We start from the raw sequence: 25943 nt of genomic DNA, 5'->3' as shown, positions 1-25943 counted from the left end.
AAATGCATTCTAAATAGTGGCACCGTTAGATGCAATCACGCCTTTATACCACTCAAAAGACTTCTTGCGTTTGCGTTCTAGTGAGCCAGATTGGTCGTTGTGCTTATCTACGTAAATGAATCCGTAGCGTTTTTTCATCTCGCCCGTGGTAAACGACACTAAATCGATACAGCCCCAAGGGGTATAACCCATCAAATCAACACCATCAATCGCAACGGCTTTTTTCATCTCTTTGATGTGGTCGCCAAGGTAAGCAATGCGATAGTCGTCATTAATGCCGCCATCTTCTTCAATAGTATCAACAGCGCCAAAACCGTTCTCAACGATGAACAATGGTACTTCATAACGTTCATACAGAGACGCTAAACAGAAACGTAAACCCGTTGGGTCAATTGGCCAGCCCCAATCGCTAGACTGGATAAACGGGTTATCGACCGAGTTTTCATGACCGCCGTCCATCGCTTCTTCTGTAGATTGGTGAGAAGAAGAATCCAAGGTATTAGACATGTAGTAGCTAAAGCCAAGGTAATCCGCTTTACCTTCTTTCAAGATTTGCTCATCTTCGGGCTGCATCTCAATGTTGAAGCCTTTGATTGCCCAGTCACGCTTAGCGTAATTTGGGTAATGACCGCGCACCATCACGTCCGAGAAGAAGTAGCGATCACGCATCGCTTGCTGTGCCACCATAATATCTTCCGGTTTAGATGAACGAGGGTAGAAAGGCACCATCGCACACATTGCGCCGATCTGAAGGTCTGGGTTAATCTCGTGACCTTTCTTAACCACCAAAGCACTTGCCACAAACTGATGGTGAACCGCTTGATACATCGCTTCTTGCGGCTTTTCACATTGTGGAAACTTCACGCCAGAGCACAACCAACCGAAAATGTCCGCCGAAGTGTTCATCTGGTTGTTGATCTCGTTAAACGTCATCCAATACTTCACCTTGTGCTGGTAGCGCTCCATCACTGTAGTCGAGTACTTAACAAAGAAATCGATCACTTTGCGGTTCATCCAGCCGCCGTATTCTTTGGCTAGGTGGTAAGGCATTTCAAAGTGGCTCAGTGTTACCACAGGCTGAATGTCGTATTTCAACAGCTCATCAAACAGATCATCGTAAAATGCTAAACCCGCTTCACATGGCTCAGCTTCATCGCCATTTGGGAAAATACGCGTCCAAGCAATACTGGTACGGAAACACTTAAAGCCCATCTCAGCGAATAACTTAATGTCTTCTTTATAGCGATGGTAGAAATCCACTGCGACTTGGTTTGGATAGTTTTCGCCATCAATCACACCATCGGTGATTCGACGTTGTACACCATGAGCGCCCGCTGTTAATACATCAACAACACTGACACCTTTACCATTCGCATCCCAGCCGCCTTCTAACTGATGCGCTGCTACTGCACCGCCCCATAAAAAATCGTTCGGAAATTCGTTGTTCATACTGTTACTCGCTAAGAAAAATATTCGCTAAAAAGTAATTGGTTTCGGGTTAAAAACTAAAAATCGCAATACTGAAACCGGTTTCAACTAAAAACAAAGATATATGATGAAACCGATTTCAGCAATACTTTGAAAATCTTTTTTTGATCGAAATACTGACCCATTAAAAATTGGCGTATCGACTTTATTTCAATCTAGTCTCTAAACTTGCCCCATTTTTAGTTAATCAACAACGTCAGAGGCACGCCTTTGATCTAATGCGGCATCACGTTAGTTTGGATTGAAATATTGATAACCCATTTCGTTCTCAGTAACACATAATTTGATAACTTCTGTCTGACAAGGTTGTCTGATATGGTGGCGGCAGAACTTCAGCAATTGTTTAGATAGTATTGAATATGAAAACACTAACCATACTTGATGGCGGCATGGGCCGAGAACTCAAAGAAATTGGCGCGCCATTTTCTCAACCGCTTTGGAGTGCTCAAGCGCTGATTGAAGCCCCCGAATTTGTCAGCCAAGCGCATCAAAACTTTGTCGATGCAGGTGCTGAAATCCTGATCACCAATAGCTACGCCTGTGTACCTTTTCACTTGGGTGAAGAGCTGTTCGAGCAACGAGGCTTTGAACTAACCACACTGTCTGGTGAGCTGGCTAAAGCAGTTGCTGACAATGCTTCTCACACAGTAAACGTTGCGGGTGCAATTCCACCGCCATTTGGCAGCTACCGACCAGACTTGTTTAAGGTCGAAGAAGCAGCGCCAATCATTCAAACGCTTTACGATGCTCAAGACCCAAACATCGATCTTTGGATAGCGGAAACCATCTGTAGCCTGCAAGAATTCGATTCCATTCATGCGGTACTTAAGCAGTCAGATAAGCCGTGTTACTACGCATTCAGTTTGGAAGATACCAAGGGCGATTCTGCCAATATTCGTTCTGGCGAGAGCGTAACAGACGCCATCAAACTTGCCTGCCAATCAAACGCGAAAGGCATAATGTTTAACTGCTCAGTGCCTGAAGTGATGGATCAAGCGATTATCGATGCCAAGAAAGTGATCGATGAGCTAGGCAGTGATTTAGAAATTGGTGTCTACGCCAATAACTTTGCACCTATCAGCAGCGAACATGAAGCGAATGACATGTTTCAAGAAATGCGTGAACTGGATGGCCAAGGTTACTTAGCTTACGCCAAACGCTGGCATGCTCTTGGCGCGAATATTATCGGTGGCTGTTGTGGCATCGGGCCAAAACACATTCAAGCCCTAGCCGATTGGAAACGCTCCCTACAGAGCTAATCCTGAGCTTCAACTAGAATAAAATAAATAGAGAACAGGTTGAGAAATCTGTTCTCTATTTTTATGTGGCGTCTCTGAGTACACTGAGACAAAACAACGATTTGGAGCAACTGATGAGCGACACGCAACGCAAAATTAAATGGGGCATCGCAGGGCTAGGTAATATCGCGAATCGATTCGCAACAGCAGTAACCGAGCACTGTCTGCATGGTGAATTGTATGCCGTTGCCGCAAGAGATCACTCACGCGCAGCTACGTTTGCCAATAAGTTTGGTTGCGACAAGGCTTATGGCTCTTACGAAGAGATGGCGAATGACCCAAGCGTTGAAGCGGTTTACATCGCTACGGTTCACCCATACCACCAGCCACTTGCTGAACTGTTTCTGAAGAATAACAAGCACGTATTGGTCGAGAAGCCAGCTTTCACCAATCTTGGTGATTGGCTTGAGATGAAAGCCCTTGCGAAACAAAATGGCGTGATGCTGTTAGAAGCGATGAAAACCGTGGTGTTTCCCGCGTATCGTGAGCTCCAATCATTCTTGGTCGACAACAACATTCAGATAGATTCTATCGAAGCTAGCTTTGGTAACCATCACGACTATGAGCCCGATTTGTTTATCTTCAATCCGGATTTGTCAGGCGGAGCAACGCTCGATGTCGGCGTCTATGGGCTTTGGTTCTTCTACGACCTGTGTCGAACGCTGGGTGTGAACCCTTCAAAGCCTCAGGTAGAGATGTCGTGTCTGTATGAGGGGGCAAATGTTGATACTAATGCGTGCTTTACCTTCTCTGGCGATATAAGCGGTAAGATATCGGCATCAACAGTGCAAAACCTTCCCCGATCAGCGCACTTGAATGGGCCCGATACTAAGATCACCATTCACGAAAAATGGTGGAATCCGGCCTTTATTGAGATTGAGCATCAAGGCCAGAAGTCGACCATCAACTGCCGAGTGAAGGGCAATGGGTTCGAGTTTGAAATCGACCATTTTTCAGAGTTAGTCCTTCAAGGCAAAACTGAATCGAATATCCTAAGCTCAGAGATAACCTCTCGAGTTCTCGATGCGATGGAAAACGCACTGATTGACTCTGGCTATCCACATTTAACTCAACCTCGTCGTTAGGAAAAGCAAATTGGGCAACCTTAAGCGCAAGCTTGAACTGTATGAAAAGATATTTCAGGCTTTTGGGCCTGGAGTATCGCACTGTCAGGTCAACCAACTGGCCACACTGCTGCACGTGAGTGAACGTCACGTTCAGACCTTACTCAAAGCAATGACAGCGCAAGGTTGGATTGAGTGGCAAGCTAGCTCAGGCCGCAGCAAGAAGGCACAGCTGACGTGTCTGGTTGAGCCCATTGAGGCGTGTTACCGATACGCACAAACCCAAGCTGACGCAGGCAACATAGAACAGGTGTTTAGCACCTTAAGCTTCAACGGCCGCAATGCTGGCACTGAGTTGCAAGCCTTTCTAAGCAATACCAATCCGCCGGCGCAAAATATCGCGTACATCCCCTTTCACCGAGAACTCGAAGCGCTTCACCCTCAACGAGTACTTAGACGCACCGAACGCTTCTTAGTGATGCAAGTTTGCCAACGCCTAACCTCAGTTAAGCACGGCAAACTCAGCGGCGATTTGGCTTATCATTGGCAGCCTAATCAAGATGCGACGCAATGGCACTTTCAAATTCGTAATGGTGTTCACTTTCATAACGGTCGAACACTCGAACCTCAAGACATAGCACGTAACCTTAACTCGCTCTGCCAAAGCAAAATATGGCGTCGCTGCTATCAACATATTGATGAGGTCTCTGTCTCGGCAGGTAGTGTGGTTGTCGTGAAATTGAATCAACCTGATTGGCATTTACCTCGCTTACTTTCCAGAGTTGAAGCATCCATTTTTGATCACTCATCATCGACTGATAGGCTGATTGGTTCTGGCGCGTTCTCATTAGACATCTTCTCAAGCAAAATGTTGAGATTGAGCCGTAATAGCGCCTATTCTCACTGCACGCCGATTCTCAATCGAGTCGAGTTGTGGGTCTATCCAGAATGGGCACAGAGCAAAGCCTGCGCTCAAAATCAGGTGTGCGTGAAACTGCCCGAAAAGACGACCACCGTGCGTGGCGATGACCATTATTCCAAACCGGAATTCGGCTCAACCTTCTTTAAGATTCAAAACCCATCGTTGTCGAAAACAGAGCGTGAATTCACCGTTGAAGACACATCTGAATGCCAAACCCTTTTCGAGCAATTGTCAGTGTCTAGCGACCACAAAACCAACGTGGAATATGGCCACTACCAAACTAACTACCTGACAACCAAAGACGTCGCGTTGTGTAGCATTATTGATGAGAACGACACCTTCACTTCGTGGTTAAGTTTTTTCACTCGCTTCCCGTTTGAGGACTTAACTTTGCCTGCTGAGATGCTAGAGACAATCGAACATGGATTAACCTCAATAACAAACCAGCCAGACTTTGAGTTAGCGATGAATGCACTGTTGGCGCTTCGGCATTGGTTGCATGAATCTGGGGTTGTGACTGAACTCAAGCAAGAGGCGTTCAACTTAGAGATTTCTGAAAAGATACACGGCGCGCAAGTGAATGGTTTCGGTTGGTGCGAACTCGACAAGCTGTGGATTAGCCATTTGTAAATCTAGCCATGTTCAAAAATAAGTCATTAGGCACAGCGACTTATCTTTAACGCTCCCCTGCCAATAGCAAAGTGAGCAGGTGCTAATGTACTCTCGAAGTGAGACTCAAAAAATATAAGTACAAACTAAATAGCCCCAATAAGAAGGTAAACCATGACTCGACACCTAAAAGGCTCATTACTATTTCTTTGCGCATTCTCTTTTAACAGCATGGCGAGCACCCAATGCGACGCACTTACAGGCTGTGAAAAGAAGTTCTGTGAGATCGAATATCAGATAAAGAAAGCGGAACAGTACGACAATCAGTACAAAGTAGAGCGATTAACCACGGCCTTGAAAGCGGCGAAAGAGAACTGCACTAATGAGGGTTTGAAGGATGAACTCCGCGAGAAGATTGAATCCAATGAACAAGATTTAGCTGAATACCAAGCTGACCTAGAAGAAGCCAAAAGAGACGATAGAGCGGATAAAATCCGAAAGTATGAGGGTAAAATCGAAAAAGAACTGCGTAAAATCGATAAATTGAAACAAGAACTGGCTAAGATACCTTAATCGATAATTAAAACAAAAATGGTCTTACTGTTTAGTAAGACCATTTAGAAAATACCGCTTTATGACGACTTCAGAATCAACCTAGCCAACGCCAGCCGTTATTGTCCTACCAGCGCTAATTGAGACTCTTTATAGATACGGTTAGCTACTTTGTATGCCGTAGGCGACGTTAGTGTCTCTTTACATCTGCACTTAAATTGCTCGACTTCAATCGTTTGTTCTTCCAATAAATAGTACAACTCACTCAAGTAGTTAGCTTCAAACACAGCTTGACCAAGTGGTGTACATTCGTATCGGCTAGACTCTTGGTAGCCAATCACGGTCAACACAGGTTCTGGCAGCTCCCAGAACTTAGCAATAGTGTAAGTCAGGCGAATAGAGTAGCTGTTCATCAGGCGCTTCAATGCTAACGAGTTAGGCGGAACAGAAGGATCAACATGCTTGAAGGCTTCTACCATCATCTGGAAAATGATCATCTTGCCTAAGTTGCGAATTAACCCAACAAAGTACGCCGCCGCTTGATCTTCTTGGGATGAAGAGTCTTTCATCAACTCCTTAGAAAACGACGCGGTTTGAACACTGTGATTCCAAATTTTCTCACCGAAATGACGCCAGTAAATATTGTTGCCCGGCGTGAAGTTCTTCATGTAACTATTCACTACCCCTTCTATAAGCCCTTGAGAACCCATATTTAGAAATGCGGTTTTTAGATCGGTAACCTGTTTTTCATTGCGTTTGTAGAATGCGCTGTTAGCCAATTTAATCACATCAGCTGCCATACTCGGCTCGCGCTCAATCACTCTTAACAGTGCATCGACATCAAACTCATCGCTCTGTAATTCTGCCATTAACGTGGTCACAGAGACTGGCATCACTGGCAGTTCATTAAGCAAAGCTTTTGGAGAGCGAATCAAACGTTCGATCTGACAAGCGACAAAATCGCTAAACGGGTCTGACTCCGTGCGAAGGCGAGACTCTCCAAACAAATAATCAAGGAATTCACCATCGTGAAGGCTAAGCGTCTTATCGACGATCAATGATGATGGTTGAGCTGACGAAGGCGGAATAAAGATTGAAGACTGAACAGAATCAGTAGCAACGGCTTGTTGTTGCTCTTGTTGGGCAGGCTCTGCAGAGGGTTTGTTTTTTGAATCAACAAACGGTGAGAATAATGCCTGCAATACCCTTTTAAACATCAATACGGCTCCTAGATGATTATCAAACAATTCGGGATATATAAGGGCGGTGATTATCGCACAGTTAATTCATAAACCACACAGTGACAAATGAATCATTAATTTTTCAGCTGTATAGGACCTGTTACTCAACACGCTGCGAGACTATGCCCGCCCGTATTCGCCAGAAACAAAAAAAGCGAGCAAATAACACTTGCTCGCTCTTACATAGATTAGATGTGTGGCTGTCTAAAGTTAGCTCTGAGCGACTTCCAACACGATCTTACCGACGTGCTTTTTCTTTAGGAACTCATCTTGCGCTTTATGGATATCGGCTAGCGGATAAGCCTCTGCGACGATAGCGCCAATCTGCTGCTTCTCAATACGGTCGACTAGATTTTGGAATACTTGTGGTTCTAAAACCGTGCAACCAAAAAAGCTAAGGTCTTTGAGATACAAAGTGCGAACATCAAGCTCAACCATCGCACCACCAATCGCACCAGAGACTGCATAACGACCATGTGGTTTCAGCACTTCAAGGAATTCCGGCCACTTGTCACCCGCGACTAAGTCGATAACCACATTCACACTGCTTTGACCTAGCGCTTTAACCAAATCCGCATCACGAGTAATCACTTCATCAGCGCCAAGTTCAAGTAACTGTTGGTTCTTGCTTGGGCTAGTGATGGCAATAACATACGCGCCACGAGCTTTTGCTAGCTGAATAGCCGCAGAGCCCACACCGCCCGATGCGCCAGAGATAAGCACGCGATCACCCTCAATCACATTCGAGCGAGTCAGCATGTTTTCTGCCGTCGAGTAAGAACATGGGAAAGACGCTAGCTCAACATCCGACATAGTGCTGTTCACCGCATAAGCGTGTTTCGCGGCCACTTTGGTGTACTCAGCAAAACCGCCATCGCACTCTGAGCCGAAGTACCATGGTTGCGGTAAATCTTGCCCGTACACCTCAGTTACGCAGGGCTCAATCAGAACACGCTCACCAATGCGATCAGCAGAAATGTCTTGCCCGACCCCTACAATGAAACCGCACACATCGGCACCTTGGATGCGAGGGAACTGTAAAGCGTTACCAGACCAGCTCGCATCGTCAGAGTCGTCGCTTTTAGAATACCAACCAATTCGCGTGTTGATATCGGTATTATTAACGCCCGCAGCCAGCACTTTGATCAGCACTTCATTCGGCTCGATTTGTGGAACAACAATGTCTTCACGGTAAACCAGCATCTCTGCCCCGCCGTGTCCAAGCATCTCTACGCCCTTCATTGTTTTAGGTATCTCAAAATTCATACTGTCTCCTCGAGTAGTTTTTTCACCATATTGTGTGCCGATGCCAACGCTTCTTCGCCCAATACTGGCCATGCACCTGATACACCTTCATGAAGTAGAAACAGCGGTGTCGCGAGATCCTCTCGCAAACTCTGCTGAGCAATCAATGAACGAACTTGCTGTTTATGCTGAGTAACCGCTTGGCTGATAAGCGTATTATCAGGAAAGGCAGCCATTGCATGCATCGACATACACCCGTGCGGCGCATATTCTTCTAACCATTGTTGAAGCTTGTTGAAGATATGCGTAACCGATGCGAGCCCCTTTTCAGGCGACGTTTCCAACAAGAAATCTAAGTAGCGTTGGTGTCGATATTCCAAGGCACCAACGATCATCGCTTCTTTTGAAGGGAAGTGTTTATACAAGGTTCTTAGGCTTACATCGCACGCTGTTTTCAGCTTTGCAACGCTCGGCTCAGCAAAACCTTGTTGGCTGAACGCTACTTCAAGGCTTGCTGCAATCTGTTCTCTCAACATAGTGCTCTCTCAATACCCAATAAAGGGTAGAATGATTGTTCTACTTACAGGGTAGAACGATCACTCTACCCCTGTCAATATCCAAATTTACGAACCAAGAAAATGATAAATTCCACGCCAAACGGGGCACGGAATTTATCAATATAGATGAAAGACTTAGCGTTTAAGAGAGAGTCGGCTGCGTATCGTCACCAACACAGATAAAGCGCCGCAAAGTACCAACACCCCCCCTAAATCTTGAATCATTCCCGCTAAAGCGAGCCCTGAACCGATCAAGGTGTAATACATCAAACCAAACAGTGCGCCTGCACTTCCCGCTTGAGATTGGTAGCTGACTAATGCGCGACTCAACACATTGGGAATCGCAATACCAAATGCCATGACCACCAGCATCATCGGAAGTAAAAACCATATTGAGTGTTGTGAAAAATAGACACCCACCGCACCTAATGTTTGAAGCCCTGCTGCGATACCAATCAAAGACATTGAAGACATCTGTCGCTTCAATAATGTCTTGTTTACCAAGCTTCCTAACAGGGTCCCGAATCCAAGCACAATGCCGCTGTAGCCAAACTGCTCGACGCTAAATCCAAGTTGAATGAAGGCAAATGAACCCAATTGATAATAGGAAAACAGCGCAATATTGAACGACGCGACCAGCAACGCAGACATCCATATATCGCTATCTTTGATCATGTGAATACTGAGTGACTTTAACTGCAATGGCTGCTTAGATTGTTGCGTTTCAGGCAATGACCATAGGCTATGTGCCAACAGCACTAACACCATAATAAACAGGGCAATAAACACATATTGATGCCCGCCCGCTTGGCTTAATTGACCGCCAAGAAGCAGCCCGATGATTGGGCTAATCGACAGCCCCATGCCCATGTAACCAAACACCTTGGCCAGTTCAGCGCCGCTAAAGGCATCTCGCAACATGGTTTGTGTCACCACCGAGCCAACCGCAAGCCCGAAAGCGCCCATGGCTCTGGCTATCATCAACCAAACAAAGCTATTGGTTTGCATTGCGATCAGAGCAGAGCACGCGAATAACCCCATGCCCAATAACATGGTTGGTCGGCGCCCCCATTTGTCTGCCAAAATGCCCCATACCACAACACCGAGCGCAAACGCTGAGAAATAGATCGAGAGGGTTTGCGCCGCTTGTGCGTAACTCACATCAAAGGATTTCGATATTGAATCCAGAGTCGGGCTATAGATGGTTTCTGCGATCTGAGGGAACATCAGCAATAGCACCATTTGCCATAAAGAAGGTTTTGTTTTCATCATTTTTCCAAGACCAGTGAACTTGACGAAGAGTCTAGGGGAAACTAACCTTGGCTCGTTAACAACATTAATACCAAAAACAACAAGATTAGGACAAATGGCATTAATCAGCGAAACGATTGAATTTGATGCAGACAGCTTACCTGCGCCCGTCATAGGGATTGCGGCAGAGCTAGGTCAGCATGATTCAGGAATACATCACCACGTAAAAGGACAGCTGCTGTATGCTCCGCAGGGTTGCATCACCTTGACCTTAGAAAACGCCATTTGTATTTTGCCACCGACCAAAGCCGTGTGGATCCCGCCTTATACCAAACATCGCGCGCAGATGACCAATGTGGTTGCTTATCGGTCGCTCTATTTTGATAGCAGTATTTACACCTGCCCAGAAGCGATTGAAATTGTGGAAGTGAATGAGCTTTTAAAAGCCCTAATCAATAAGATGGCTTTCTGGGATTGGGACATTGCCCGCGAGCAAACCACCAATACTGCCAACCTATTCTGGGAAGAGTTTTACAGCGCTAACCAACACTCGTTTATCTTGCCGCTACCGACAGATCGCCGCTTTAAAAGCTTTTGCAAACGAGTCCGAACCGCTTCGTTCCTTGCCCCAGCCCTGTCGACATTAGCGAACTCGGTTGGCGCAAGCACCAAAACGATTACTCGATTATTCAAAGCCGAAACAGGCATGACTTATCAAGAGTGGCGACAGCAATGGCGCTTGTTTAAAGCAATTGAACTGCTCTCAGAAAACCGACAAGTCGGCGAGGTGGCACACCTGCTAGAGTTCTCGTCCAACAGTGCGTTTATCGCTTTTTTCAAACAGCAAACCGGTCAAACTCCGTTGGCCTTTACCAAGTTAGCAGCGTAATTGTTGTTATCCAAACTCTGAAGTTTTACTTAGCTCAAATACAAAAAACCAAAACATGAGTTCTGGTTTTTAGAAGTATTTTAAAGCTAGATGCCGTCGTTACTTGGTATAGAAAGCGCGTTTCAATGCCATCTCTAAACCACGAACTTCAGCCAAGCCTTTCAATCGGCCAATTGCCGAGTAACCTGGGTTAGTGGTTTTCTTCAGGTCATCTAACATTTGATGGCCGTGATCCGGACGCATTGGAATTAAGCGATGGTCACCCACTTCTGCACGACGGTGTTCTTCATCCAAGATAGCCATCACAACGTTGTACATGTCCACATCACCATCTAGGTGCGCTGCTTCATGGAATGTCATTGGGTTGCTCTCTTCACGCTTGGTTGAGCGCAGGTGCGTAAAGTAAATTCGGTCACCGTGCTTTTTAATCATATTGACCAGATCATTGTCGCCACGCACACCGTATGAACCCGTGCACATCGTCAAACCATTCATTTTGCTTGGTACATGCTCGGTCAACCAATCAATATCTTCGATAGTTGAAACAATGCGAGGCAAGCCTAGAATTGGACGCGGTGGATCGTCTGGGTGAACCGCCATCTTCAAGCCACTCGCATCACAGATAGGCATCAACTCAGTAAGGAAGTAAGACATGTGCTCGCGCAGCTTGTCTTTGTCGATTCCCGCATAGCGATCCAGCTGTGCTTGAAAGGCTTCAAGCGTATAGCCTTCTTCAGCGCCAGGTAAACCCGCGATGATGTTATTGGTCAGCTGTTGAATTTGCTCAGGCGTCATGTTGTTGAAGTAATCCAACGCTTGTACTTGTTCTGACTCTGAGTAATCCGATTCTGCGCCCGGGCGCTTCAAAATATGTAGCTCAAATGCCGCAAATGCTATTTGATCAAAGCGCAATGCGCGAGAACCATCAGGCATTTCAAATTCTAAATCGGTACGCGTCCAGTCCAACACTGGCATGAAGTTATAGCAAACTGTGTCAATGCCACACTCAGCAAGGTTAGCCAGAGTTTGCTTATAGTTATCAATCCACTGCTGGTAGTTGCCAGTTTGAGTTTTGATTTCTTCGTGCACAGGCACGCTTTCTACGACCGACCACGTTAAACCTTTCTCTTCGATAATGGCTTTACGCTTAAGGATTTCTTCTTTTGTCCAAACTTCACCATTTGGAATATGGTGCAGTGCATTCACAATACCAGTTGCGCCCGCTTGACGAATATCGTCTAGCGAAACTTGATCATTAGGGCCGTACCAACGCCACGTTTGTTCCATGAGACTTACCTTTCTTTAAGACGCACTTAGCCGGCTCGAATTAATCAAGCTAAATGCAATAACGACTTCTTAATGGCAGCAATGACAATTACTGCCCGAGATAGCACCGGTCTACGCCGGTCTAAAGACGATTACCTATCTACAACCTAGTGAATGAATCAGCTTTCAAGAGGAACCTTGTCGCTGAATTCAACATTAGCGTCAGAACTAGCTTTCTGAGCTAAGCAGCACCACTGGGTTGGAGCTAAATAAGTAACCATCAAAGTTTGGGTCATCAATGTCTGACAGCGCTAACAAACGCTGTTTAACATTCTCAAGATGTTGCCACATTGCGCTCTTAGCAGCGACAGGGTCTTTACGCTGTAAGGCGGCGAGGATACGAGCGTGATCATCTAACCATTCTTCACGGTAATCTTGACCACTGATGTGAGAGTGGAGTTTATTCCACATTGGACTCTTTTCGCGTCGCTCCCAGGATTGTTTCAACATATCTACTAACACAGAGTTTTGAGTGGCCTCTGCAATACACATGTGAAATCTTTCATCTCCGCTGCAATCGGTGGTGCCGCTTGCAAGCTCTTCGCGCTCGAGTTCGAGTGCAGAGCGCATCTTAATGATGTCGCCCGGAGTGACCTGAGTTGCCGCAAACTCCGCGATATTACTTTCCAGTAATTGGCGGGCCTGCAGCATCTCGAATGGACCAGCGTCATCGCTGACCACATTCTCGCGAGAATGAGTTGGAATGTTCAGGACATAAACACCCGACCCTTTTTTCACCTCAACTAAGTTTTCAAGCTCCAGCATGATGATCGCTTCACGCACCACAGTGCGGCTTACATCTAGACGATCAGCAATATCGCGTTCTGGAGGTAACCTATCTCCGACCTTATACAGGCCTTCAATCAGTTCTCTTCTTAGTACTAACCCTATCTCCTGATAAGGTCTTTTCGGCTCGAAAGGCATCATGATGATATTGTCACTTTTTTCCATTATATTTCTCTCGCCATCATAATGACCAAAAATAATTGGTCAACCTCTATATCCAAAAATACAGTAACACCTTGTTTTTGATTTGCTTATTACTTAACAGACTGAATACGGTCAATCAGCGCACTCAATTCAGGGTTTGATGTTTCTAATGCGTCGTACATTGGTTGAACCGCTAACGCAAACGCTGCTTTGTCTGGTTCGACGAACGTTACGCCCATTTTCTCGGCTTTAGCACGCTCTTTTGCTTCCGATTCAGCCCACAGTTTCTTCATCAATTCCGATGAATCACTTGCTGCTTTCATTAATGCATCTTGTTGTTCTGTAGTCAGTTTGTCGTATGCTTTGGTTGAGATAACCAACACATCCGGAACCATCGTGTGCTCATCTAAACTGAAGTATTTAGACACTTCGCTGTGACGGCTCAAGCTGAATGAAGGAATGTTATTTTCAGCCGCATCCACTACACCTTGCTGCAGTGCTGTGTACAATTCACCGTAAGCTAGTGGCGTTGGGTTACCGCCTAACGCTTTCACCATCGCAATTGCTGATGGGCTTGGCTGAACACGAACTTTCAAACCTTTCAGGTCTTCTGGTGTGTTAATTGGCTTGTTGGTATAGAAGCTACGCGCACCAGCGTCGTAGTAAGTCACACCAATAAAGCCGCTGTCACGAGAAGAGTTAAGAATGTCACGGCCTACTTCACCATCAGTCACACTGTAGTAGTGCGCTTGATCGCGGAATAAGTAAGGCATGTTGAATGATGAATAAGCAGGAGAAAAAGCTTCTAGCTCAGCAGCATTACTTTTCACCATATCTAAAGCGCCGTTCTGCATCAGCTCCATAGATTCACGTTGTGTACCCAATTGAGCATCAGGATAAATACGAATACGCACTTCACCGTCAGTCAATTCTCGTACTTCTTTCGCCATAAACGTCATCGCTTCATGCACCGCATGGTCACGAGGGTGGTTATGGCTCAGTTTTAACGTTGTCGCTGCATAAGCAGAAGCTGTTGCACCAAAAGTGAAAGCAGCACCGACAACAGCACTAATCAGAGTTTTACGCGTCATCATCATTCTTATTCTCCGTGGATTGGTTATCCAATGTGTAGGGTGTTTTTTGTTATGGGCTCATATTGGCGATCAAAAATTGACTCGTCAAAGCTGAAATTGAAATTGATTGACCAATATCACAATAAAAACCCACAAATTGGTCAACCAAAATCATTTGTGAATTCGATCACGCAACATTTAGATTAAATAGCTTATGATTCAGCCAGATTTTAGAGCGTACCTATCCTACATAGAACCCCCCCCTCACATTGGTAAACCAATTGTTATGAGATACGCAACTTTGTTGAAAGGAAATAAAAATGAATAAATTGGTCAGTTATATAAATAAAGGGTTGGCCGCCTTTACTGTGTCTCTTTCGTCTTTTTTAGTGCTGTGTGTGATCTGGCAGGTTTTGTCCCGTTACGTCATTGGTAAACCAAGTACCGTTACTGACGAGCTCGCTCGTTACCTCTTTATGTGGGTTGCTCTCATTGGCGCCGCCTACACAACAGGCCTGAAACGCCACCTAGCTATTGATCTACTAACGATGAAGTTGACGGGTAAACGCAAACTCATTAACCAAATCGTTATTCAAATCGCCATTGCAACCTTCTCTTATATTGTTCTGGTTCACGGTGGAAGCCAGTTAGCGGCTAAGACACTCGCCATGGGGCAACTGACACCCGCACTTGGTTTAGAAATGGGTTACATCTATTTCTGCTTGCCTATCAGTGGCGCTTTGATGATTTTTTACTCCGCTGTATTTACCTACGAATGTGTTCAAAAATTAATATCTGGCGACGACCTAGTCACCGACTCACAACTTGATTGATAAAAGGATTTCACAATGGAATGGCAAGTAATACTGACCTTATTCGGTAGTTTCGCTGTACTGCTTACAATCGGTGTACCGGTCTCTTTTGCGATTGGTTTATCGTCACTAGCAACCATCTTAATGAGCTTACCGCTTGAGCCTGCAATTGCTGTAGTTGCTCAACGTATGGCGGCAGGCCTTGATAACTTTGCACTATTAGCAATCCCGTTCTTCATTTTGGCGGGCAACATCATGAACCAAGGCGGCATCGCGCTGCGTTTGATCAACTTCGCGAAAGTGTTGGGTGGTCGTCTACCAGGTTCACTCGCCCACGTAAACGTGATGGCAAACATGATGTTTGGGTCTATCTCAGGCTCAGCGGTTGCATCGGCGGCTGCAGTTGGTGGCACCATGTCTCCGTTGCAAAAGAAAGATGGATATGACGAAAACTACTCGGCTGCGGTAAACATCACTTCATGCCCTGCGGGCTTACTTATCCCACCAAGTAACACGCTGATCGTTTTCTCACTAGTTTCAGGTGGTACCTCTATTGCAGCATTGTTCTTAGCAGGCTACATCCCAGGTCTATTGATGGGGCTGAGCATCATGATTGTGGCAGGTATTATCGCGAAACGTCGTGGCTACCCAGTCGCTGCTCGTCCTTCCACATCAATGGTATGGAATACCTTCCTAAAAGCAGCACCTTCTCTAGCACTGATCGGCATCATCATGGGCGGCATCATTGGCGGTATCTTTACTGCTACTGAGGCTTCCGCAATTGCTGTGGTATACACGTTTGTTTTAGCTGTGCTTGTCTACCGTGAAGTGAAATGGGGTGATATTCCAAAGATCATCCTTGAGTCTGCAGTAACAACATCTATCGTTCTATTACTGGTTGGCGCATCAATGGGCATGTCTTGGGCAATGGCGAACGCCGATGTACCTTACATGATTGCCGATGCTCTACTCGCAGTTTCTGAAGACCCACTAATGATCCTACTGATTATCAACGTGATTCTGTTGATTGTTGGCATCTTTATGGATATGACCCCTGCGGTTCTTATCTTCACACCAATCTTCTTACCTATCGCATTAGACCTTGGCATCGACCCTGTGCACTTCGGCATTATGATGACCTTCAACCTAGCGATCGGCATCTGTACACCTCCAGTAGGTAGTGCTCTGTTCATCGGTTGTTCGGTTGCCAACATTGCCATCGACAAAGTCATCAAGCCTTTGCTGCCATTCTATGCTGCACTGATTGCTGCCCTAATGGCCGTTACCTTTATCCCTGAACTGAGCTTGTTCCTACCTGAATTGGTACTGGGCTACGGTTCGTAATTTGGTCACAGATACATTCTAAGACTACTAAACACTCAAACGTTTTATCAAATAATAAAATCCCGCTGGTTCGCTGGCGGGGAAAGGAACTGAATAATGAAGACTGTTGCTAACTCTACGCTGCCAAACACTGTGTTACGACCTGACTACGACCGTTCATCGATCCAAAGCCGTGTTGTGCACCTTGGTTTCGGCGCATTTCACCGAGCGCATCAAGCGTTGTTCACCAATGAAATGCTCAGCAAAACCAACACTGATTGGGGCATTTGTGAGATAAACCTATTCGGCGGCGAAGACTTGATTGAGTCACTTCGCGCACAAGACCACCTTTACACCGTTGCTGAAAAAGGCGCTGAATCCACAGACGTTAAAGTGATCGGCTCAGTGGCCGAATCTCTTCACCCAAGCCTAGACGGCATCGAAACCGTATTAGAAAAAATGGCCGAACCTCAAGTGGCTATCGTTTCTATGACCATCACAGAGAAAGGCTACTGCGCAGACCCAGCGACAGGAAAACTCGACAAAAATAACCCATTAGTCATCGCTGACCTAGCTAACCCAAGCGAACCTAAATCAGCATTAGGTTACATTGTGCAAGCGCTCAAAATTCGACGTGAACGTGGCTTAACACCATTCACGGTCATGTCTTGCGATAACGTGCAAGAGAACGGTCATGTAGCAAAAGCAGCGATCATTGAGTTTGCTCAACTGCTTGACCCAGAATTACGTGATTGGATTGAAACCAATGTCACCTTCCCATGCACCATGGTTGACCGCATCGTACCCGCAGCAACAGAAGAAACACTGACAGAAATTGCAGAACTGCTTGGTTGTGAAGACCCATGTGGCATCGCCTGTGAACCCTTCCGCCAATGGGTAATTGAAGATAACTTTGTGGCAGGTCGTCCAGATTGGAATGTCGCTGGCGCAGAGTTCGTAGAAGATGTGGTGCCTTACGAAGAGATGAAACTGCGTATGCTCAATGGCAGTCACTCTTTCCTTGCTTACCTTGGATACCTTGGTGGCTACGACCATATTTCCGACACTATGACGGATGCTGGCTACCGAAAAGCCACTTTTGACATGATGATGAAATCACAGGCACCTTCGTTAACGATGCCTGAAGGGACTGATTTAGAAGGTTACGCAACCTTGCTGATCAACCGCTTCACTAACCCAAGCTTGAAGCACAAGACGTGGCAGATTGCGATGGATGGCAGCCAGAAGATCCCTCAACGTATGGGTGGCAGCTTACGATTCCATTTAGATCAAGGCTCAGATTTCTCGTGGCTTGCAACCGCCATCGCTGGCTGGATGCGCTACGTATCTGGCGTTGATGAGCAAGGCAATGAGATTGATGTCCGCGATCCAATGGCAGACACACTTCGCCAGATCTGCGACCAGCATGGACTCAATGTTTCTGTGGTTCCAGCATTACTTGCGGTTGAAGCGATTTTCCCTGCCGAGCTAGGCCAAAACCCGCAGGTCATTGATGCGGTAAGTTCAGCGTACCAATCACTAATTGAACACGGTGCCGTTGCGACCGTGGCTGCGTTATAAGGAGCACAAACAATGAAGAGTTTCTTATGTGAAGACTTTTTACTGTCGAATGAGACAGCACGCCGTTTGTATCATGAACACGCAAGCCACCAGCCGATTTATGACTATCACTGCCACCTAAACCCGGCAGAAGTGGCTCAAGATCGTCAGTTCGAAAACATGTCTAAGATTTGGCTTGAAGGTGACCACTACAAATGGCGTGGCATGCGTTCAGCAGGGATTGATGAGCGTCTGATTACTGGAGGCGCAAGCGATTATGATAAGTTCATGGCCTGGGCTAGAACCGTCCCTCAAACCTTGGGCAACCCACTTTACCATTGGACTCATTTAGAACTACGCCGCCCATTTGGTATTACTGGCACTCTCTTTGGTCCAGAAACCGCAGACCAAATTTGGCACGAAGGCAACGAGCTATTAGCGACACCAGAATTTAGTGCTCGCGGCATCATGAAGCAGATGAATGTGGTGATGGCAGGTACAACAGACGATCCAATTGATTCTCTTGAACACCATAAAGCGATCGCTCAAGACAATTCATTTGATGTGAAGGTTCTACCAAGCTGGCGCCCAGATAAAGCGTTCAAAATTGAACTTGATGGCTTTGCTGATTACCTACAAAAATTAGGCATGATTGCTAACGTTGAAATCACTCGCTTCCATCATCTATTGAGTGCTTTAGACAGCCGCCTAGCGCACTTCAGCGACCATGGTTGCCGTGCAGCAGACCACGGTATTGAAGTGGTTCGCTACGCACCTATTCCATCAGAATCGGATTTAGATGCCTTGTTAGCTCGACGCCTCAATGGCGAAACACTCACCGATTTAGAATGTGCGCAGTTTTCAACAGCGGTTCAGGTGTGGTTAGGCAAGCGCTACGCCGCAATAGGTTGGGTAATGCAGCTTCACATTGGTGCTCAGCGCAATAACAACACGCGCATGTTCCAACTGTTAGGCGCAGATGCAGGGTTTGATTCGATTAGCGATAAGACGTTTGCCTTCGAGTTGGCTCACCTGTTGGACGAGATGGATCAAAGCAACGAACTGCCTCGCACCATCCTTTACTGCTTAAATCCTCGCGATAACGAGATGATGGCCACCATGATTGGTAACTTCCAAGGTGGCGGCATCGCGGGCAAAGTGCAGTTTGGTTCTGGTTGGTGGTTCAACGATCAGAAAGACGGCATGCAACGCCAAATGGAGCAGCTATCTCAGCTTGGTCTGCTTAGCCAGTTTGTAGGCATGTTGACTGACTCTCGCAGCTTCTTGTCGTACACACGCCACGAATACTTCCGCAGAATTCTGTGTGACATGCTTGGTCGTTGGGCTGAAAACGGCGAGGTACCAAACGACATGTCACTGCTTGGCCTTATGGTCGAAGACATCTGCTTTGGTAACGCAAAACGCTACTTTGAAGAGAGGGCGTAATCCATGAAACATATCGCCATTATTGGTGAGTGCATGATCGAGCTTAACGGTAAACCGTTCGGCTCAATGCATCAAACGTTTGGCGGGGACACACTCAATGCTGCGGTCTATCTAATCCGCGGCTGCGAGGCGAACCTCCATCAAGATGACATCAAAGTGTCCTACGTCACGGCTTTGGGCGCAGACCCGATTAGCAATGGAATGTTAGAACGCTGGCAACAAGAGGGGGTGTCGACGGACTTTGTCCTACAAGACAGCCAACGGACTCCAGGCCTATACCTGATTCAGCTTGATGACGCAGGTGAACGTACCTTTCTGTACTGGAGAAACCAGTCGGCTGCACGCTACCTGCTACAGCACTCAGATTTCAATCAGATAAAGCAGGCACTGCGCAATGTCGATATGGTCTTTCTCAGCGGCATCACATTAGCGATTCTGCCTGAACAAGATCGTATCGAGCTATTGAACATCTTGGTTGAGTTGAAGACACAAGGCGTTGAGATCGCCTTCGACAGTAACTTCCGCCCTGCACTTTGGCCACAAGACGAAAACCAAACCGTCAAAAACAGCTACCAGGCCATGTATACATTGACGGATTTAGCGTTGGTCACATTCGATGATGAACAATTAATTTGGGGCGATAGATCTCCAGAACAAACTATCGAACGTCTAACGGCGCTGGGTGTTAAGCGATGCATCGTCAAACTGGGTGCAGATGGCTGTCTCATTCAAGATGCCACCATTCAGGGTGACATAAATCCAGATTCTGGTACCGCTTCGGCTCCACGAGCGGTGCCGACCCTACCTGTTGAACATGTCGTTGATACGACCTCGGCAGGAGACTCATTCAATGGCGGATTTTTATCTGCTTACCTTGCGGGCGAAGACTTAACAAAGTCATGCCAACGCGGCAATACCATGGCAGGCGTAGTTATCCAACATCGTGGTGCCATTATTGCAAAAGAACTAACTCAAGCGGCCATCACAGCCATTTAAGGAATACCAATGTCTAACATCAAACAACAACTGAAAACACTGAAAGTTATCCCTGTGATCGCTATCGACAACGCTGAAGACATCATCCCTCTGGGTAAAGTGTTAGCTGAGAATGGTTTACCTGCAGCAGAAATTACGTTCCGTTCTGAGGCTGCAGTTGAAGCTATTCGTCTACTTCGTGAATCACAACCAGATATGTTGATCGGCGCGGGCACTGTGCTCAATCGTAAGCAAGCTATCGCGGCTAAAGAGGCAGGCGCAACGTTTGTAGTCTCTCCTGGATTTAACCCAAACACGGTAAGAGCCTGCCAAGAGATTGGTATTGATATCATTCCTGGGGTCAACAACCCGAGTACAGTAGAAGCCGCTCTAGAAATGGGCTTAACCACATTAAAGTTCTTCCCTGCTGAAGCATCTGGCGGCATCAACATGGTTAAGTCACTTCTTGCGCCCTACACGGATATTGAGATCATGCCGACAGGTGGCATTAATCCAAACAACATTAAAGACTACCTAGCGATACCTCGAGTACTCGCATGCGGTGGTACTTGGATGGTGGATAAGAAGCTGATTGAAGAAGGCAATTGGGAAGAGCTGGCTCATTTAACTCGTGAAGCCGTTAAGTTAGTCAATTAAACGTAATGCAATAGCACCTTTAGCGTTATATCTAACCCTCCTTTTGGAGGGTTATTTTATGATTGAGAATTATTCTCTCAAAGTTAATATTTAATCGTGCTCGATAGCATCTAAAAATAAAGGCTAAATATGGAAAACTGGATAACACAAGGCGTTGGCGGCCTGGCTTTTTGTATCGGTGTAATGGCCTTTTGGCAAAAAGATGATATGCGTTTTCGCTACCAGATGATGATCTTTTGTTTTGTCATGAGTATCCATTTCATATTAATGGGTGCCATAGTGGCTGCTATAGGCGTAATTATTAATGCTATTCGCAGCTATGTATCGATAAAAACTCAATCTCGCAAAGTGATGTGGTTCTTTATTGGCTTGATGTGGTGTATGACTTTACCCAACATGAATCATTTCTTTGAATTTATTACGGTTGTTGGTTCATCCGTTGCGACATGGGCACTCTTTTCAAGACAAGGCATCGCATTGAGGTCCTTGATCTTATTCAATTCTTTCTGTTGGGCTAGCCATAACATTTGGATTGGTTCGATTGGCGGCTCCTTTGTCGAAATCACCTTTATTGTCACCAACATGGTCACTATCTATCGTTTACATCAACGCAGATTGTTAACTATAAAATAGGCAATACATTTTGTATTCTAGATTTAAAATATGGAAGTAATGCACCATTAATTAAATGGGAAATTAATTGGATATCAAAAAAGTAAATCTAATTAAGTTTACGTTATTTAAACGTCGTCAATATATTTCCAATACTAAATTGAATTAAATCACCAATTAAATTCATATGGTGATCCAAATCTTTATTTTTACCTACTTTGGTTAACCAATATTCCATTAATCATTAAAATTGGTCATGTACTTACTATACAAACAATAGGACCGTGACCATGAAGCGTCTTAACCTGACACCTATAGCAATCGCGTTGCTTCTTGCAGGATGCAACTCATCTGATAGCGACAATAACCTCCAACAACCCCAAGTTCACTCTCGTATTCATGATGTATTGAACGTTGAAGGTTACCAATTCCGAGATTCTAACGGCAATGGAACGCTGGAACCCTTTGAAGACTGGCGATTACCTCCAGAAGAACGAGCAGCAGACTTGGTTAGCCGAATGACACTAGACGAGAAAGCCGGCATGATGCTCATTGACACCTTAAACTCGTCCGAAGGTGGGCTCGTTAGTAGTAAAGGGCAAGACATGATTGGCGATGCCCAAATGACGCGCTTTATCTTCCGTAACAGCGTAGTTGAAACCCCAACCAACACACCTGATTGTGATGCTGGACGCTCTGGCTGTCAGATAACCCCAACAGAAGCTGCCCAGTTCATGAATAGTGTTCAAGAACTGCGTGAACAAACTCGAATGGGTATCCCCGCTCTATTCAAGTCCAATGCTCGTAACCACATTGACCCATCAGCAAAAGCAGGGATCAACGTTTCTTCAGGTGCCTTTTCTGCTTGGCCTAAAGAGGCAGGTTTAGCAGCTACGCGCGACATGGATTTAATCACTGAATTTGCTGGTATCATGAATGAAGAATGGTCTTCAATTGGCCTGCGCAGTATGTACGGATACATGATGGATTTGGCGACAGAACCTCGCTGGCATCGAGTACACGAAACCTTTACCGAAGATGCAGATTTAGCGTCTGACATTATGCGTTCACTGATCAAAGGTTTACAGGATGGCGGTGAGGTTAACGAAGACAGTATCGCGCTAACCATCAAACACTTCCCTGGCGGCGGTCCACAAGAAAACGGCGGTGACCCACACTATGACTTCGGTAAGAACCAAGTCTACCCAAAGAACAATTTTGATTACCACCTAAAACCGTTTATTGCTGCGATTGAGGCTGGCGCTTCTTCAATTATGCCTTACTACGGCATCCCGGTAGATCAAAAGTGGATGCCAAACGATGTTGGCATGTCCTTCTCAAAAGGCATTGTCACCGACCTGCTGAGAGACGAATTAGGCTACACAGGTAACGTGAACTCAGATACCGGCATTATTGGCGATCGAGCATGGGGTGTGGAACACAAAACGATTGATGAACAGGTTGCAATGGCGGTTGACGCTGGAGTCGATGTTCTTTCTGGTTTCCATGATAAAGAAGTCATTGTGAAACTGGTTGAAAAGGATCTGGTCACCGAAGAGCGTGTCGACCTATCAGTAACACGCTTACTTGAAGAACAATTCAAGCTTGGCCTTTTCGAAAACACTTACGTTGATGAGAAAAAAGCCCAAGAAATTTTAGGCAATGAGAAGTACCAGGAACGTGCTGATTACGCACAGAAAAAATCTGTCGTCTTACTTCAAAATACCAATAAGACTTTACCTTTAGCTGAATCAACCGCACAAGCTCCTGTTGCTCTATATGTCATGGGAATGGACGAAAACATTGCAGGAGACGACAAGTACAACTTTACCGTGACTTCTGGTGATTACGAAGCGGGAGAAACGCGTCCACCAGTACCAGCCGATACGGACTATGCGGTTATTCGTGTTCGCGTATCTAACGAAGGTTCAGATCCTGATCTTATCTTTGGTGGCGCGAACCCAGACGAACTCGATATTCTTGCATTCAGTGAAATGGCTACAGCTGCATCTTGGCATATTGAACCAAGCCTAAGCGACATCAAAGCCATTATGAACGAAGTGGGTGCTGACAAAACGGTATTGTCCATCAACTTTAGACAACCCTTCGTCTTAGACGATCAAAGTAATCTTAAGCAAGCCGGTGCCGTGATAGCCACATTTGGTGTCTCGGACAGCAACCTAATGGAAGTGCTTTCAGGCAACTTTGCTCCTCAAGGAAAACTGCCATTTGCTTTAGCGAACAGCGCCCAAGCCATTCAAAACCAGGACTCAGATTACCCTGGGTATGATCAAGCCGACACCCTTTACCCGTTCGGACATGGTTTAAGTTACGAATAATATTTGAGCTAATTCAGGCAGTGTTGAGCACTGCCTTTCCTCCTTAGATACCAAGGACAAAGTCATGGAACATATCTTACAACTGGGTTGGGATGATCACGCTATTCCACATAAAATCTGGATAGAACAATACTACGATGGGTGTCGTATCTGCTTGAAAGTCGTAAAAGACGTTGAGCCAGAAATGCTCTCATTGATTGTTCCAAATATTGATGTGCAAACCACTCATAAGGCGTGGCAAGGCAAAGCGACGAACATTACACCAGCCTATGATGACGGCGTGTTGTTCACTCAAACTCGCTCGCTATTCAATTTACCTCACGGCTGCGTGATTTGGGCAGTAACACATATCCAGATGCAAAACGGCTTAAAAATGTCGGCAGATAAATTGTGCTTCGTACCAAAATACAGCAATCAAGATTCTTGTTTTAAGGTTCCAGCATAACGTAACGACAAGCCGAGCCGCTTATCCAACTTGGCACTAATCTGCAAAGAATCATAAAAAGGCCAGCGTATACACGTTGGCCTTACTGCTATCTGTTACTCGTCAGAATTCAGAACTAATCAATCAACACCAACGAATCGAGAATCCCTTTGCCACTGTGGATTCCACCTTCATTTACGCTAACGGGTTTCTCTCGGAATCGATGGCATTGGATTCATTTAGATATCTCATTCTTGGCGGGCATTTGGCACCCGTAATAAGACGATGCTCATTCTAAAAAGACGAAATAAATTTAAAAAAACTTATTTCGCCGTTTTGATCATCGTAGCTCGCGGTTTACATCAGAGGTTCTTGGGTCTTATTGACTATGAGGTCGCGAAGCCATTTGTGGCTTGGTTCAGAGTCAAAGTAATGATGCCAAAGCAGAAACAAACCACCGGGAACCAACTCAATGGGAATCGGCTTCATCACCAGTTCGCCACTCTCAATATAGTCACGAACCGAGTTGTACGGATAACACATCAGCAAATCGCTTTGCTTACACAGCTTTACTGCGCTGGTGATGTCCGACACGTTGGCGGCTTTGTTAATTTGAAGCTGTTTGGCTTGCAAGATTTCCAGTAGCAACCAGTCGCCAACGCCGCCGGTCACTAACTGAATATGACGATATTTAAGGAAGGCTTGCAGGTTCCACTCTTCTTGAAGCACTGGGTGATCATTGCGCATCAAGCACACAGAGTAATCTTGCAGCAATTCAACATGGTTTAGCTCAGCAGGGATGTTTTGAATGTGGGTACTCGCCCTTTCATCGAGCTCAAAAATTCCAATCCCGAAATCTACCTCACGCTTTAGTAAGCGCTTAAAAGTTTCGCTGCTCCAAGTAGTGCTGTTTACCGTAATGTTCGGCGCATCTGCCAACGCGTTAGGCATAAATTTAGGGTAAATCGCGGTATAAGCGGTTTCAACAAGGTCGATATTAAAAGTGCGTTCGCTGTCTTTCGGCTCAAATATGTCCGGTATGGTTAGCTGTTCAACTTGCAGAAGGATCTGATGAATCTTAGGCGCTAAAGAAGTAGCTTTCGGAGTTGGAAACAGACCTTTTGACTCACGTTCAAACAGCGGGTCATCAAACAGAGAGCGTAGCTTGGTGAGTTGCTTACTCACCGCTGACTGACTAAGGAACAGTCGCTCTGCCGTTTTACTCACGCTGCGCTCTTCAAGCAACACGTGCAAGCACAGCAGTAAATTCATATCACACTTAAGTAAGCCCTTAACATCTACCATGATATTCCTTAGATTCAAATTAATGATGACTTTATGTCACTTTAA

23 protein-coding genes are annotated in these 25943 nt (G+C 45.8%); 14 read left to right on the top strand and 9 right to left on the bottom strand.

Annotated features, from left to right (window positions below):
- Nucleotides 1-9: 9 nt before the first annotated feature.
- On the bottom strand, nucleotides 10-1449 hold the full coding sequence (locus ACED48_RS01140; protein ID WP_017057808.1) for a 6-phospho-beta-glucosidase: 1440 nt from the start codon (nucleotides 1447-1449) through the stop codon (nucleotides 10-12).
- A gap of 398 nt (nucleotides 1450-1847) precedes the next feature.
- On the opposite strand from ACED48_RS01140, the gene ACED48_RS01135 reads away from it, so the two are divergent.
- From ACED48_RS01135 to ACED48_RS01120, 4 genes are all read left to right on the top strand, one after another.
- Nucleotides 1848-2747, top strand: a complete 900-nt coding sequence (locus ACED48_RS01135; protein ID WP_017057807.1) for a homocysteine S-methyltransferase family protein — start codon at nucleotides 1848-1850, stop codon at nucleotides 2745-2747.
- A gap of 113 nt (nucleotides 2748-2860) precedes the next feature.
- Nucleotides 2861-3871, top strand: coding sequence for a Gfo/Idh/MocA family protein (locus ACED48_RS01130; protein ID WP_017057806.1), 1011 nt, complete (start codon nucleotides 2861-2863; stop codon nucleotides 3869-3871).
- 10 nt (nucleotides 3872-3881) lie between these two features.
- On the top strand, nucleotides 3882-5402 hold the full coding sequence (locus ACED48_RS01125; protein ID WP_017057805.1) for an SgrR family transcriptional regulator: 1521 nt from the start codon (nucleotides 3882-3884) through the stop codon (nucleotides 5400-5402).
- A 153-nt stretch (nucleotides 5403-5555) separates the two neighbouring features.
- Entirely contained in the window at nucleotides 5556-5954 is a 399-nt protein-coding gene (locus tag ACED48_RS01120) for a DUF1090 domain-containing protein (protein ID WP_017057804.1), read from the top strand.
- A 98-nt stretch (nucleotides 5955-6052) separates the two neighbouring features.
- Here ACED48_RS01120 and ACED48_RS01115 read toward each other — a convergent pair whose 3' ends face one another.
- From ACED48_RS01115 to ACED48_RS01100, 4 genes are all read right to left on the bottom strand, one after another.
- On the bottom strand, nucleotides 6053-7150 hold the full coding sequence (locus ACED48_RS01115) for an HDOD domain-containing protein (RefSeq protein ID WP_017057803.1): 1098 nt from the start codon (nucleotides 7148-7150) through the stop codon (nucleotides 6053-6055).
- 234 nt (nucleotides 7151-7384) lie between these two features.
- On the bottom strand, nucleotides 7385-8440 hold the full coding sequence (locus ACED48_RS01110; RefSeq protein WP_017057802.1) for an alcohol dehydrogenase family protein: 1056 nt from the start codon (nucleotides 8438-8440) through the stop codon (nucleotides 7385-7387).
- Complete coding sequence (locus ACED48_RS01105) at nucleotides 8437-8955, bottom strand: TetR/AcrR family transcriptional regulator (RefSeq protein ID WP_017057801.1); 519 nt, start codon at nucleotides 8953-8955, stop codon at nucleotides 8437-8439. Before ACED48_RS01105 ends, ACED48_RS01110 begins: the two co-directional genes overlap by 4 nt.
- A gap of 156 nt (nucleotides 8956-9111) precedes the next feature.
- A complete protein-coding gene (locus ACED48_RS01100; RefSeq protein ID WP_017057800.1) occupies nucleotides 9112-10245 on the bottom strand; it encodes a multidrug effflux MFS transporter in 1134 nt (377 codons plus the stop codon).
- Nucleotides 10246-10342: 97 nt separating this feature from the next.
- Between ACED48_RS01100 and ACED48_RS01095 the strand changes: the two genes are divergently transcribed.
- The gene (locus tag ACED48_RS01095; RefSeq protein WP_017057799.1) at nucleotides 10343-11116 is read left to right on the top strand and encodes a helix-turn-helix domain-containing protein; all 774 of its coding nucleotides are present in this window, start codon (nucleotides 10343-10345) and stop codon (nucleotides 11114-11116) included.
- 99 nt (nucleotides 11117-11215) lie between these two features.
- Here the strand turns inward: ACED48_RS01095 and uxuA are convergent, their stop codons facing one another.
- The 3 genes from uxuA to ACED48_RS01080 form a co-directional block, all read right to left on the bottom strand.
- Nucleotides 11216-12403 carry a mannonate dehydratase gene (gene uxuA, locus ACED48_RS01090; protein WP_017057798.1) on the bottom strand — a complete coding sequence of 396 codons (1188 nt, stop codon included), beginning with the start codon at nucleotides 12401-12403 and terminating at the stop codon, nucleotides 11216-11218.
- A 207-nt stretch (nucleotides 12404-12610) separates the two neighbouring features.
- On the bottom strand, nucleotides 12611-13393 hold the full coding sequence (locus ACED48_RS01085; protein WP_017057797.1) for an FCD domain-containing protein: 783 nt from the start codon (nucleotides 13391-13393) through the stop codon (nucleotides 12611-12613).
- Nucleotides 13394-13482: 89 nt separating this feature from the next.
- Nucleotides 13483-14466 (bottom strand): TRAP transporter substrate-binding protein, encoded by a 984-nt coding sequence (locus tag ACED48_RS01080; protein WP_029627179.1) that lies wholly within the window; start codon nucleotides 14464-14466, stop codon nucleotides 13483-13485.
- Between the two features lie 299 nt (nucleotides 14467-14765).
- On the opposite strand from ACED48_RS01080, the gene ACED48_RS01075 reads away from it, so the two are divergent.
- The 9 genes from ACED48_RS01075 (at nucleotide 14766) to ACED48_RS01035 (ending at nucleotide 24614) form a co-directional block, all read left to right on the top strand.
- A complete protein-coding gene (locus tag ACED48_RS01075; RefSeq protein ID WP_017057794.1) occupies nucleotides 14766-15278 on the top strand; it encodes a TRAP transporter small permease in 513 nt (170 codons plus the stop codon).
- Between the two features lie 15 nt (nucleotides 15279-15293).
- Nucleotides 15294-16601, top strand: coding sequence for a TRAP transporter large permease (locus ACED48_RS01070; protein ID WP_017057793.1), 1308 nt, complete (start codon nucleotides 15294-15296; stop codon nucleotides 16599-16601).
- A 96-nt stretch (nucleotides 16602-16697) separates the two neighbouring features.
- Entirely contained in the window at nucleotides 16698-18161 is a 1464-nt protein-coding gene (locus ACED48_RS01065) for a fructuronate reductase (RefSeq protein ID WP_017057792.1), read from the top strand.
- Between the two features lie 12 nt (nucleotides 18162-18173).
- Entirely contained in the window at nucleotides 18174-19586 is a 1413-nt protein-coding gene (gene uxaC / locus ACED48_RS01060; protein WP_017057791.1) for a glucuronate isomerase, read from the top strand.
- 3 nt (nucleotides 19587-19589) lie between these two features.
- The gene (locus tag ACED48_RS01055; protein WP_017057790.1) at nucleotides 19590-20582 is read left to right on the top strand and encodes a sugar kinase; all 993 of its coding nucleotides are present in this window, start codon (nucleotides 19590-19592) and stop codon (nucleotides 20580-20582) included.
- Nucleotides 20583-20591: 9 nt separating this feature from the next.
- Entirely contained in the window at nucleotides 20592-21218 is a 627-nt protein-coding gene (locus ACED48_RS01050; protein ID WP_017057789.1) for a bifunctional 4-hydroxy-2-oxoglutarate aldolase/2-dehydro-3-deoxy-phosphogluconate aldolase, read from the top strand.
- 129 nt (nucleotides 21219-21347) lie between these two features.
- Nucleotides 21348-21851 (top strand): YgjV family protein, encoded by a 504-nt coding sequence (locus ACED48_RS01045; protein WP_017057788.1) that lies wholly within the window; start codon nucleotides 21348-21350, stop codon nucleotides 21849-21851.
- Nucleotides 21852-22120: 269 nt separating this feature from the next.
- A complete protein-coding gene (locus ACED48_RS01040) occupies nucleotides 22121-24169 on the top strand; it encodes a glycoside hydrolase family 3 N-terminal domain-containing protein (RefSeq protein WP_017057787.1) in 2049 nt (682 codons plus the stop codon).
- 64 nt (nucleotides 24170-24233) lie between these two features.
- Nucleotides 24234-24614: a hypothetical protein gene (locus ACED48_RS01035; RefSeq protein ID WP_017057786.1), complete on the top strand. Its 381-nt coding sequence runs from the start codon at nucleotides 24234-24236 to the stop codon at nucleotides 24612-24614.
- A 336-nt stretch (nucleotides 24615-24950) separates the two neighbouring features.
- Here ACED48_RS01035 and ACED48_RS01030 read toward each other — a convergent pair whose 3' ends face one another.
- Nucleotides 24951-25898, bottom strand: a complete 948-nt coding sequence (locus tag ACED48_RS01030; RefSeq protein ID WP_017057785.1) for a LysR family transcriptional regulator — start codon at nucleotides 25896-25898, stop codon at nucleotides 24951-24953.
- Between the last annotated feature and the right edge of the window lie 45 nt (nucleotides 25899-25943).

Source organism: Vibrio sp. 5S239, assembly GCF_041439575.1.
Taxonomy (GTDB): domain Bacteria; phylum Pseudomonadota; class Gammaproteobacteria; order Enterobacterales; family Vibrionaceae; genus Vibrio; species Vibrio kanaloae.
Note: the sequence above shows the minus strand (reverse complement) of the source record. Positions and strands in the feature narration are given on the sequence as shown.

Coding starts and splice junctions, on each gene's coding strand:
- ACED48_RS01100 (WP_017057800.1), bottom strand. CDS start 10,245: ATGAAAACAAAACCTTCTTTATGGCAAATGGTGCTATTGCTGATGTTC.
- ACED48_RS01050 (WP_017057789.1), top strand. CDS start 20,592: ATGTCTAACATCAAACAACAACTGAAAACACTGAAAGTTATCCCTGTG.
- ACED48_RS01105 (WP_017057801.1), bottom strand. CDS start 8,955: ATGTTGAGAGAACAGATTGCAGCAAGCCTTGAAGTAGCGTTCAGCCAA.
- ACED48_RS01110 (WP_017057802.1), bottom strand. CDS start 8,440: ATGAATTTTGAGATACCTAAAACAATGAAGGGCGTAGAGATGCTTGGA.
- ACED48_RS01040 (WP_017057787.1), top strand. CDS start 22,121: ATGAAGCGTCTTAACCTGACACCTATAGCAATCGCGTTGCTTCTTGCA.
- ACED48_RS01130 (WP_017057806.1), top strand. CDS start 2,861: ATGAGCGACACGCAACGCAAAATTAAATGGGGCATCGCAGGGCTAGGT.
- ACED48_RS01055 (WP_017057790.1), top strand. CDS start 19,590: ATGAAACATATCGCCATTATTGGTGAGTGCATGATCGAGCTTAACGGT.
- ACED48_RS01115 (WP_017057803.1), bottom strand. CDS start 7,150: ATGTTTAAAAGGGTATTGCAGGCATTATTCTCACCGTTTGTTGATTCA.
- uxaC (WP_017057791.1), top strand. CDS start 18,174: ATGAAGAGTTTCTTATGTGAAGACTTTTTACTGTCGAATGAGACAGCA.
- ACED48_RS01075 (WP_017057794.1), top strand. CDS start 14,766: ATGAATAAATTGGTCAGTTATATAAATAAAGGGTTGGCCGCCTTTACT.
- ACED48_RS01135 (WP_017057807.1), top strand. CDS start 1,848: ATGAAAACACTAACCATACTTGATGGCGGCATGGGCCGAGAACTCAAA.
- ACED48_RS01070 (WP_017057793.1), top strand. CDS start 15,294: ATGGAATGGCAAGTAATACTGACCTTATTCGGTAGTTTCGCTGTACTG.
- ACED48_RS01035 (WP_017057786.1), top strand. CDS start 24,234: ATGGAACATATCTTACAACTGGGTTGGGATGATCACGCTATTCCACAT.
- ACED48_RS01080 (WP_029627179.1), bottom strand. CDS start 14,466: ATGATGACGCGTAAAACTCTGATTAGTGCTGTTGTCGGTGCTGCTTTC.
- ACED48_RS01120 (WP_017057804.1), top strand. CDS start 5,556: ATGACTCGACACCTAAAAGGCTCATTACTATTTCTTTGCGCATTCTCT.
- ACED48_RS01140 (WP_017057808.1), bottom strand. CDS start 1,449: ATGAACAACGAATTTCCGAACGATTTTTTATGGGGCGGTGCAGTAGCA.
- ACED48_RS01085 (WP_017057797.1), bottom strand. CDS start 13,393: ATGGAAAAAAGTGACAATATCATCATGATGCCTTTCGAGCCGAAAAGA.
- ACED48_RS01030 (WP_017057785.1), bottom strand. CDS start 25,898: ATGGTAGATGTTAAGGGCTTACTTAAGTGTGATATGAATTTACTGCTG.
- ACED48_RS01095 (WP_017057799.1), top strand. CDS start 10,343: ATGGCATTAATCAGCGAAACGATTGAATTTGATGCAGACAGCTTACCT.
- ACED48_RS01065 (WP_017057792.1), top strand. CDS start 16,698: ATGAAGACTGTTGCTAACTCTACGCTGCCAAACACTGTGTTACGACCT.
- ACED48_RS01045 (WP_017057788.1), top strand. CDS start 21,348: ATGGAAAACTGGATAACACAAGGCGTTGGCGGCCTGGCTTTTTGTATC.
- uxuA (WP_017057798.1), bottom strand. CDS start 12,403: ATGGAACAAACGTGGCGTTGGTACGGCCCTAATGATCAAGTTTCGCTA.